The 8,919-nt window shown below is 53.0% G+C and carries 8 protein-coding genes; 2 read left to right on the top strand and 6 right to left on the bottom strand.

The features are described from left to right. Window positions 1–314 precede the first annotated feature (314 nt). The 4 genes from JRF57_15065 to JRF57_15050 form a co-directional block, all read right to left on the bottom strand. The gene (locus JRF57_15065) at window positions 315–701 is read right to left on the bottom strand and encodes a RidA family protein (GenBank protein ID MBW2305022.1); all 387 of its coding nucleotides are present in this window, start codon (window positions 699–701) and stop codon (window positions 315–317) included. 102 nt (window positions 702–803) lie between these two features. Then, window positions 804–2,423, bottom strand: a complete 1,620-nt coding sequence (locus JRF57_15060) for a PAS domain S-box protein (protein MBW2305021.1) — start codon at window positions 2,421–2,423, stop codon at window positions 804–806. A 189-nt stretch (window positions 2,424–2,612) separates the two neighbouring features. Beyond that, the gene (gene arcC, locus JRF57_15055; protein ID MBW2305020.1) at window positions 2,613–3,551 is read right to left on the bottom strand and encodes a carbamate kinase; all 939 of its coding nucleotides are present in this window, start codon (window positions 3,549–3,551) and stop codon (window positions 2,613–2,615) included. Between the two features lie 38 nt (window positions 3,552–3,589). Further along, the gene (locus JRF57_15050) at window positions 3,590–4,246 is read right to left on the bottom strand and encodes a hypothetical protein (protein MBW2305019.1); all 657 of its coding nucleotides are present in this window, start codon (window positions 4,244–4,246) and stop codon (window positions 3,590–3,592) included. 336 nt (window positions 4,247–4,582) lie between these two features. Here JRF57_15050 and JRF57_15045 point away from each other — a divergent pair, with 336 nt between their 5' ends. Continuing rightward, the gene (locus tag JRF57_15045) at window positions 4,583–6,397 is read left to right on the top strand and encodes a hypothetical protein (protein MBW2305018.1); all 1,815 of its coding nucleotides are present in this window, start codon (window positions 4,583–4,585) and stop codon (window positions 6,395–6,397) included. A 71-nt stretch (window positions 6,398–6,468) separates the two neighbouring features. Here JRF57_15045 and JRF57_15040 read toward each other — a convergent pair whose 3' ends face one another. Continuing rightward, window positions 6,469–7,326, bottom strand: a complete 858-nt coding sequence (locus tag JRF57_15040; GenBank protein ID MBW2305017.1) for a carbon-nitrogen hydrolase — start codon at window positions 7,324–7,326, stop codon at window positions 6,469–6,471. Window positions 7,327–7,775: 449 nt separating this feature from the next. On the opposite strand from JRF57_15040, the gene JRF57_15035 reads away from it, so the two are divergent. Beyond that, a complete protein-coding gene (locus tag JRF57_15035; protein MBW2305016.1) occupies window positions 7,776–8,057 on the top strand; it encodes a MoaD/ThiS family protein in 282 nt (93 codons plus the stop codon). A 104-nt stretch (window positions 8,058–8,161) separates the two neighbouring features. Here the strand turns inward: JRF57_15035 and JRF57_15030 are convergent, their stop codons facing one another. Further along, complete coding sequence (locus JRF57_15030; protein ID MBW2305015.1) at window positions 8,162–8,686, bottom strand: gamma carbonic anhydrase family protein; 525 nt, start codon at window positions 8,684–8,686, stop codon at window positions 8,162–8,164. Window positions 8,687–8,919 lie beyond the last annotated feature (233 nt).

Genomic DNA, 8,919 nt, shown 5'->3' with positions numbered 1-8,919 from the left:
TGGTTAAAATTTTCGCCTTCCTTGACCTTGAACAAAATTGAACGTTTTTCAAAGGTCTCGCTCTAAGAAGAGCGGGAGCTGCGGCTTCCCCCACTGATAATCCCGCCGGTCACTTCAGAAAAGGGGCCATCGGCCCTTGCTCGCACTATCCGCCTTCACAAAGACATTTAGGTGTAACCCGGTCGAACCTAGACCTTTGAAGGATACCGGGAGACCGGGAACGAAGAAAAGATCTCCATGCCCCTTCGATCTAAGCCAATGTTCCCGCCATAATTCCGGCGGGCAAGCATTCACGCGTAATTTGGGTTGAAAAATCAGTCTGAACAGAGGGCGACTGCCTCCACTTCCACCCGGGCCCCTTTGGGGAGGGCTGAGACTTCGATACAGGCCCTTGCCGGAGGATCCACTGGAAAAAACTCCCCGTAGACCTCGTTGACCAGGGAAAATTCCTCCATCCGGAGGATGAACACCGTACTTTTGATTACCCTGTCCAGGCCCGAGCCCCCGGCATCGAGGACGGCCCGAAGGTTCTCAAGGGCCTGGCGTGTTTGTTCGCGGATGTCTCCATCCACCATTTCCCCTGTTTCAGGATCCAGGGGGATTTGACCGGAAACGAATAACAAGTTCCCGGCCCTCACGGCCTGGGAATAGGGACCGACAGCTGCAGGGGCCCGATCCGTGTGAATTATCTCCTTCTTCATAGCGTTTCTCCTTTCAGGGTGAGTTTCGGTCTTGAGGGCAGAAAAAAGAAGACCGATCAATGGCAGAATTAGGGTGAGATCTTGTAATTATGGGGGGCTTCTTCAGGACCCCTTTTTCCTGCCTTCCAAGACCCTTCGAATGGTCTGGGCCAATTCCCCCATGGAAACGGGTTTCATCAGGAAGGCCCGGATACCGACTTCCTTCGCCTTCTCCCGACTGACCGATTCACTGAAGCCCGTACAGAGGATGACGGGGATATCTTTCCGGAGTTGTAAGAGTTCCCGTGTCAGTTGGACTCCTGTTTTTCCTGGCATGGTTTGGTCCGTGATCACCAGGTCGAATTCCAATGGATCGCCCCGGAATATTTCGAGGGCAGCGGCGCCGCTCATCTTTGTCGTCACCTGGTAGCCGAGATGTTCCAGCATGGGCTTTACGACATCGATCAGCGCCTGTTCATCGTCTACCAGGAGAATCTTTTCGGAACCGCGGGGCATCAAGGAGGGTCCTTCAGTCACGGTTTCCGAGGGAGCCTTTTCCGGTGCAAGGGGGATGAGGATCTTGAAGGTGGAACCTTTTCCCGGAGTGCTTTTGACTGAGATTTCGCCACCGTAACTCCTCACGATTCCGTGAACGACCGCGAGCCCCATACCAGAGCCTTCCCCCAGGCCCCGAGTAGTGAAGTAGGGATCAAAGATTTTTTTCAAGTGTTGGGGTTCTATGCCGTGTCCGGTATCCCTCACCGTAAGACTCAGGTATTCCCCTGGATCCAAGTGATTATAGTGGGTGGCTTTGTCTTCATCGAGACGCTCGTTTCCGACGATGACCTCCAGCACTCCTCCTTTTTCCTGCATGGCCTGGGCGGCATTGGTGCAAAGATTGATCAGGATCTGGCTTACCTGGACAGGATTGGCCCTAATGATATCGGACTTGCAGGCGATCCTCTGCCGGATCTCGATCGTGGTCGGGATGGAGGAGCGGATCATCTTAAGGGTTTCCTTGATAACAGGGGTGATATGGATAGGGCTGAGATATTGGCTGCTGGGACGGCTGAAGGTGAGGATCTGCTTGACGAGGTCCCTGGCCCTGATACACGCCTTCCGTATCTCCTCCAGGCCCTGCCGGGCAGGGCTCAACGCCGGGATATCCATCATAGCGAGTTCCGTGTTTCCTATGATGATTCCCAGGATATTGTTGAAGTCATGAGCGATTCCTCCGGCCAGGGTCCCGATGGCCTCTCTCTTTTGGGCCTGCTGAAGGCGGTGCTCCAAACGCTTTCGCTCGGTCAGGTCCGTAAGATTAACGACCATACCCCTGGATGTCCCCTTCTCGTCTTTGATGGCTGCAGCGCTGATCAGGATATCAAGGGTCCGGCCATCTTTTGTGAATCTCCGGGTTTCGAAGCGTACCGGTTCTCCGCTTTTGTAGAGATTTCGTATCTTCTCTTCCGTAATCGCAGTCTGGTCCTCGGGAACGAAGGGGATCCGCCTGCCTTTCAGCTCCTCGATAGTCCATCCGAATACCCGTGTGAAGGCAGGATTGAGATACTCCGGGTGTCCCTGTTCGTCGTAAACCACAAGGGGATCGGGAGTGGCCTCAAAAATGCTCCTCAGGCGCTCCTTGCTTCTCTGAAGGGCGGCTTCGGCCTCTCTGCGCCTGGAGGCCTCCCGCTCAAGCTCCTTGATCCTGTTTTCCAGTTCCTGGTAAGAAGCTTTCCCGTCCATAAAAAATCCTTTTTAAGGGTCCTTGGATTTGAGACGTTTCCCCGAACGACTACAGGGGCCGCAGGATGGTACAGGCTTCCACCTGGACCCTCAGCCAGCCTAGAAGGACAGATAATCCCTTCCGAAGAATGTCGGAATTTTTCGCTCGAAAAAAGAAGGGTGCATAGATGTCTCTTGCCGGCATCCGGGTTATGGGATTATTTCGGTCCCTGCAACACCTTCTACGGCCGCCTCGATTTTTTCAACAGAGGTGATAACGGCCCGCTTACCGCCTTGGGCGATGAATTGGACGGCCGCTTCAACCTTCGGCCCCATGGAGCCCGGCGGGAAATGCCCTTCCCGCAAGTAACGGGCCGCCTCCTCAAGGTTTAGGGTTTTTAGGAAGCGTTCTTGGGGGCTCCCGTAATTGAGAGCGATACCCTCCACATCAGTGGCTATGACGAAGGTGCCGACACCGACTTCCTCGGCCAGTGTTGCACTGGCCAGATCTTTGTCGATCACGGCGTCGACTCCTGAAAAGGCTCTTCCTTCCCGGACAACCGGGATGCCTCCACCACCGCAGCAGATGACGATAAATCCCATCTCGATGAGTTTCCTGATCTCCCTTTTCTCCACGATAGTTATGGGTCTCGGAGAAGCCACCACACGACGATATCCTTTGGGGGTTTTCATTGTCGGAAAAGGAAGTGTGGAGATGATCTCCTCGTCAAATACCGGACCGATTGGCTTTGAAGGCGTCTGGAAGGCCGGATCTTTCTCATCCACCACCACGTAACTGATCAGGCTCACCAGAGGTTGTTCGGTATGAATTCCCATCTTCATGAGTTCGCTGTCCAGGGTGGATTCAATCATATAGCCGATCTGCCCCTGGGTCTGGGAAACCAGGATTTCGAGGGGAAGCTGAGGGACTTCTTTGCAGCATTCCTGCTGCAGCAGAAGATTGCCGACCTGGGGGCCGTTCCCATGGGTGATGATGGTTCGAAATCGCCTGGAAAGTCGTGCAATTTGGCTGATGGGTACCCTTAGGTTCCTGAATTGCTCTTCGATGGTTCCCCTCTCCCCTTTCCGGATTAAGGCATTGCCGCCCAGGGCAACGAGAAGGATGTCTTCACGAGGGTATGATTTCATATGCTCCCCTTTCGTGATTTAAGATGTCGAAAATCAATTCAGTTTTCAAGCCGTGGAGAGTCGCTCATCCGGCTGGCAAGCTTATTCAGAAATTCAACGGGGCCGAACCCTTCCCGCCGGATAAGGCAGGAATCGATCGTAATTTGGGCGAGCTTTTCGTACTGCTTTTTCCTCGCCGCGAACAGGGTCCGATAACTCCGGGCCAGGGCTTCCCGGCGGGTCTCTCCCGGGTTCATGGAAAACCAGCCCTGCCACAGCATGGGATGGGGCTTGCTGAGGTAGGCCTGAAGGAGAGGTTCCAGTTCTTCCTCGGGGATGGAAAGATAAACAATGGTGGTAAGCCGGGAAAGCCGATGTAGCAAATCCTCTCCGACATAGATGATGCTGCCCCCTGTATCAACTACGATATCCCGATCAACCCCTAAACGTTGGGTCTCAATGAGGTCAAGGATTTCGGCCAGGACCTCTCGCTCCCGGGCGAGATAAAGGGCCTCTCGTTCATGGTAAGCCGGCTCGTAAGGGAATCCCATCCATTCCCCCGGCGTCAGGATCGATCCATCACTCCCCGTGAGTTGAGGGGCAAGTTTTTCCTCAATCAGCCGGTCACACCAGATACGGCGAAAACCCATCTCCATTAAACGCTCGCTCCAGTAAGATTTTCCGGTGCCTGCCATTCCAATGAGGCTGATACGCATCGTTATTGTCCATAACTCCGGGATACGAAATCACCCGCATGATGCCTTATTTATCTTGTTTGAGCCCTACTTGCAATCGCATTCCGCATCATTCCCCGTGAGACCTTTGAAAAACGCTCTCTTTTCCGTCCAGGCTAAGGTCCCGCCAGACAGCCGGCGGGCAGGCGCTCCGACGTCCATGGCTAAGGCTCACAATGTCTGTCAACAACCTGTTAAATGTCTGGATAATGACAATATAAATTAAAAAAAGTTAATTTGACCAAAAAATTCAGTCAAGTTTTTTGGAATAAGGTCGATAGGTAAGTTGGATATAGGTATCCGCTTGGGAATTTTTCTATGTCAGGAGGAAGGGTTATGTCATTCACAATGACGCTTGGGAGGAGGATCGGCACAGGAATAGCCATCATGCTGGCCTTGGCGACCGTTGTAGGGCTTGCTGGGTACATGGGGCTTGGCAAGGTCTCCAAGGTTACGGAATTCTACCGGGAGATCAATGAACTGCAACAGACGGTCTCATCCCTCAAGGGACAGACTGATCAGTATTTCCTGGCTATTTCCCAAGGGGATAAGGAACTGGAAACCAGATCTTTCAAAGGAGTCCAGGCCCGATTGGGGGAGGTCGCTGTCAAGCTTCAGGAGATCGGGAAGCATCCCACCATCGATGCCAGTGGAAGGGAAAGGCTTGAGAAGTCGGAAAAAGATGTGGCGCGTTACGGCGCTCTTCTCCGGCAATATGCCAAGGCCAGGGAGGTTAAATGCCAATTGGTGGTGGAGATAGGAGCCATTTATGATCCGGTTCTGGCCAAGATCCACGAAGGGAGCCTCTGGGTTGAAGGAATGGACCTCAATTGGAAAGTCCTGGTCAGTGTCGTCCAGACTTATTTGAACAAGAGCACGAGTGAGAATTGGGCCCGGGTGGAGGAAAGCCGGAAGAAGTTCTGGAAGGCTGTCAAGGAGTGGGCTGATAAGGTAAGCAACAGTGATCAATTGACACCGATTGCCAAGAAAATCGCGGCCATGGGACATGAGTACGATTCCAAGGTGGACCAATTCAAGGCCCGGGTTATGGATCAGCAGCAATACATTACCGGTATGAACCGCCTTAAGGAGAACCTGGACGAGGTTTGTGCTGATTTTGGGAAAAGGAGCGTGCAGATCCTGAAGGACCAATCCCGCTTTTCGTCGAGGATGATTTTCTGGTCTATCCTGGCGGCCATCCTGTTCGGTACTGTTTATGCGTTTATTTCCACTAAAAAGATCGTACGCAGAATCAATGCAGTGATCGAGGGGGTCAATTACGGAGCGGAGCAGGTTTTCGATGCCACGGAGCAGGTCGCCTCGGCCAGCCAGGCCCTGGCTGAAGGAGCTTCTCAGCAGGCGGCTTCACTGGAAGAGACGTCCTCAGCCCTGGAGGAAATGGCCTCTATGACCAAGAGCAATGCCGATAACGCCGCTCAGGCCAAGAACATGATGAACGAGGCCAAGGAAATCGTCGAAAAGGTCGAAAATCACATGCTGGAGATGGAAAAGGCCATAGAGAACATCACCAAATCCAGCGAAGAGACCGGAAAGATCATCAAGACCATTGACGAGATCGCTTTCCAGACCAATCTCCTTGCCCTGAATGCTGCTGTTGAGGCTGCCAGGGCGGGCGAGGCAGGCGCCGGGTTCGCCGTGGTGGCTGATGAAGTTCGTAATCTGGCTATGAGGGCCGCGGAATCGGCAAGAAACACCGCCACCCTGATCGGAGACACCATCAAGGCTGTGAGGGCCGGGAGTGAACTCACCGTCGCCACCAAGGAGGCCTTCCAGGAAAATATCGTGATTACGGGAAGGGTGCACCAGTTGGTGGAAGAAATCGCTGCGGCATCCACGGAGCAGTCCCAGGGAATCAGCCAGGTCAACAGCGCCGTTACGGAGATGGACCAGGTCGTTCAGCAAAACGCGGCCCACGCGGAGCAATCCGCCAGTGCTGCGGCCCAGATGAATGCCCAGGCCAGGGAAATGAAGAGCTTTGTCAACGACCTCATGATGCTCGTAGAAGGCAAGGTGAAATCAGAGGCCGCGGCGAGTGAAGATTCCTTCGAAGCGATGGAGAGTCCCCTCAGTGGGCCCCAACTTCCCGAGCCTGTCATAGAAGAAGATATGTAGTTTTAGTGGCCATCCATTTTATTTTTCATTTTTCATCGCATTTGATTCGGACTTTCCATTCTTAGGGTAGGTCATCGGTTTCCTTCTTTTTCTTTCCCTTTCGATTTCAAACGGCCTTTAGCCCCTGGGCTATCGGGCGGAGAGTTCACCAGATACCTGTAAAGTTCCGGCCTCCGGTCTTCAAATATGTGGTTTCGGGGGGTTACCCACTTGTTACGGGAAAGGGAAGGATCGATCTCCACGACTCCGACCTCCTCCTTGTCCCTGGAGGCCTGGAGGAGAATGTTCCCCCGGGGGTCCGCAATCGTGGAAAGCCCTGTGAAGGCGAGGTCTCCCTCTTTGCCGGTCCGGTTGGCCGTTACTACAAAGATCCGGTTGCTCAGAGCATGAATGGGCACGGCGCTTTGGGCCAGGCCGGGGAGCACAAGATTGGAAGGATGGCAGATGATATCCGCTCCTTTCAGGGCCAGGATTCTCCAGACCTCGGGGAAGATCCAATCGAAACAGACGAGGCATCCTACCTTGCACTCTCCCAGATCGAAGACAGCCGGTTCCCGGTCGCCCGGATGGAAGTAGTCTTTTTCTTTCATGAAAAGATGGATCTTCCTGTATTTTCCCTGCAGTCCCTCCGGGCCCACGAGGACGGCTGTGTTGTAAAGGTGATCGCCGGCCATTTCGTTAAAACCGGAGACGATATGGAGATCGAGTTCACTGCATTTGGCTTCCAGGAATCGGATGAAGCCGCTGTGCTCAATCTCCTCGGCCCACTCCCGGGCCTGGGTTGCATCCCGAAAATTGTACCCGGAATTGCACAACTCGGGTAACACCAGGAGATCGGCCGTTTTGTCTTGGATCAGGCGATCGATCTTCTGTATCGTGGCATCCGGATCCCCGAGGACTGGGGCCAATTGAACGAATCCAATTTTCATTTGCTCTCCATTAATGTCCCAATCCGAGAATGGGAAGAACCTTGGGCCTTCAGGCGAAGATTTTAATTGAATCATTTTTTTGAGTAGGGTTAAAGGATTCAAGGGGTCCAGGGTTCGAGTGATAGTTTAAGGAGCGAATAAGCCGGCCACAATGCATTTCACTTGACCCCTTGGCCCCTAAAGCCTTCGGCTTTATTCGGTAGTAGTTTACTAAAATTCCAGGGATGGCAGAAAAAGGGCCCATTAGATGTGCAGGGTTGCAATGAATAGTTACCAGGACATTGCAAATCGGTGAGGATCGACCCTTCCAGCACCTTCCGGCAAGGAAAAGAAATGTTGGAATACTTAGCGAAAAAGCCTTGAATCCATGGCATGGACCATGGCACAAAATTTGCGAAAAAATCATGCAGGATTTTTGGTCAGATTTTTTGGGGAGGCGAAAAAGAAACATGAGGATCCATGTAAAGTTCAACGGTATGCCCATTTTGTACAAGACCCTTGGCAGAAAAAAAGAACTTTTGTTCGAATTCCCCGGAAAGACTTTGAGGGATTTGGTACAAAGTCTGGTCCGGAAGTATGGAATGGCCATGAAAAAGGCCCTCCTGGACAGCAGGGGAGATGTGGATATGGAGATCAGGGTCGTCTTGAATGATCGGAACTATCTCGTGGAAGACCGCATGAACGCGGAGTTAAAAGAGGGAGACACCTTGGTTTTCATGGGTGCCTCCTGAGGCTAGATCCCCGCAGCCGGTCGGGTTGCAGTAATCCACAAAATCGAACTTCACCCTCTGCTTTGAAAGAATGGATCATAATCTCCAGGGGGTCTACCCCGGTCCTAAAGTCCTTGGGCCTTGTATTGTTTCGTCAATTCCACGTATTCCTTGAACCCTTCCTCTACCCACCAGAGCTGTTCCTTGGTGGGTTTCCCCAGTATTTTTCCCGGCACACCCGCTAAGAAGGAATTGTCGGGAACAATCATTCCCTGTTTGACCAGGCATCCTCCCGCCACCAGGCAACGATTACCGATTTCCACGTTATGGAGCACGGTGGCACCCATACCGATAAGGACGTTGTTTCCGATTCGTCGGCAATTGAGGACCGCTCCGTGTCCGATAATCACCCGGTCCCCGATGACCACGTCGCCCAGACCCGGAGTAGGTGATCCGGCATGGATCACGCAGTTGTCTTCCACCGTGGTCTCTCTTCCGATGGTGATACTCCCTAAGTCCGCTCTGATGACCGCCCCTGGCCATACATTAGAGCCATCTCCAATTTCCACGTCCCCCACCACGTAAGCTGCCTCGCTCACAAAGGCCGTCTCCGCTATTCGGGGGGTCTTTCCGTTCAAACTTCTGATCATTAGGATCTCCTTTCTGGATCCGACATGTTACAGGTCACATGAGAAGGGCGTCAAGGGGCGATATCGACACCATTTCAGTTCGGAATGGTTTGAGCAAGGGCCGATGGCCCCTTTTCTGGAGTGACCGGCGGGATTATCAGTGGGGGAAGCCGCAGCTCCCGCTCTTCTTAGAGCGAGACCTTTGAAAAACGTTCAATTTTGTTCAAGGTCAAGGAAGGCGAAAATTTTAACCA

This window comes from Deltaproteobacteria bacterium (assembly GCA_019310525.1).
GTDB lineage: Bacteria > Desulfobacterota > DSM-4660 > Desulfatiglandales > HGW-15 > JAFDEE01.
The sequence above is the reverse complement of the archived record's forward strand: the minus strand, read 5'-3'. Positions and strand labels throughout refer to the sequence as shown.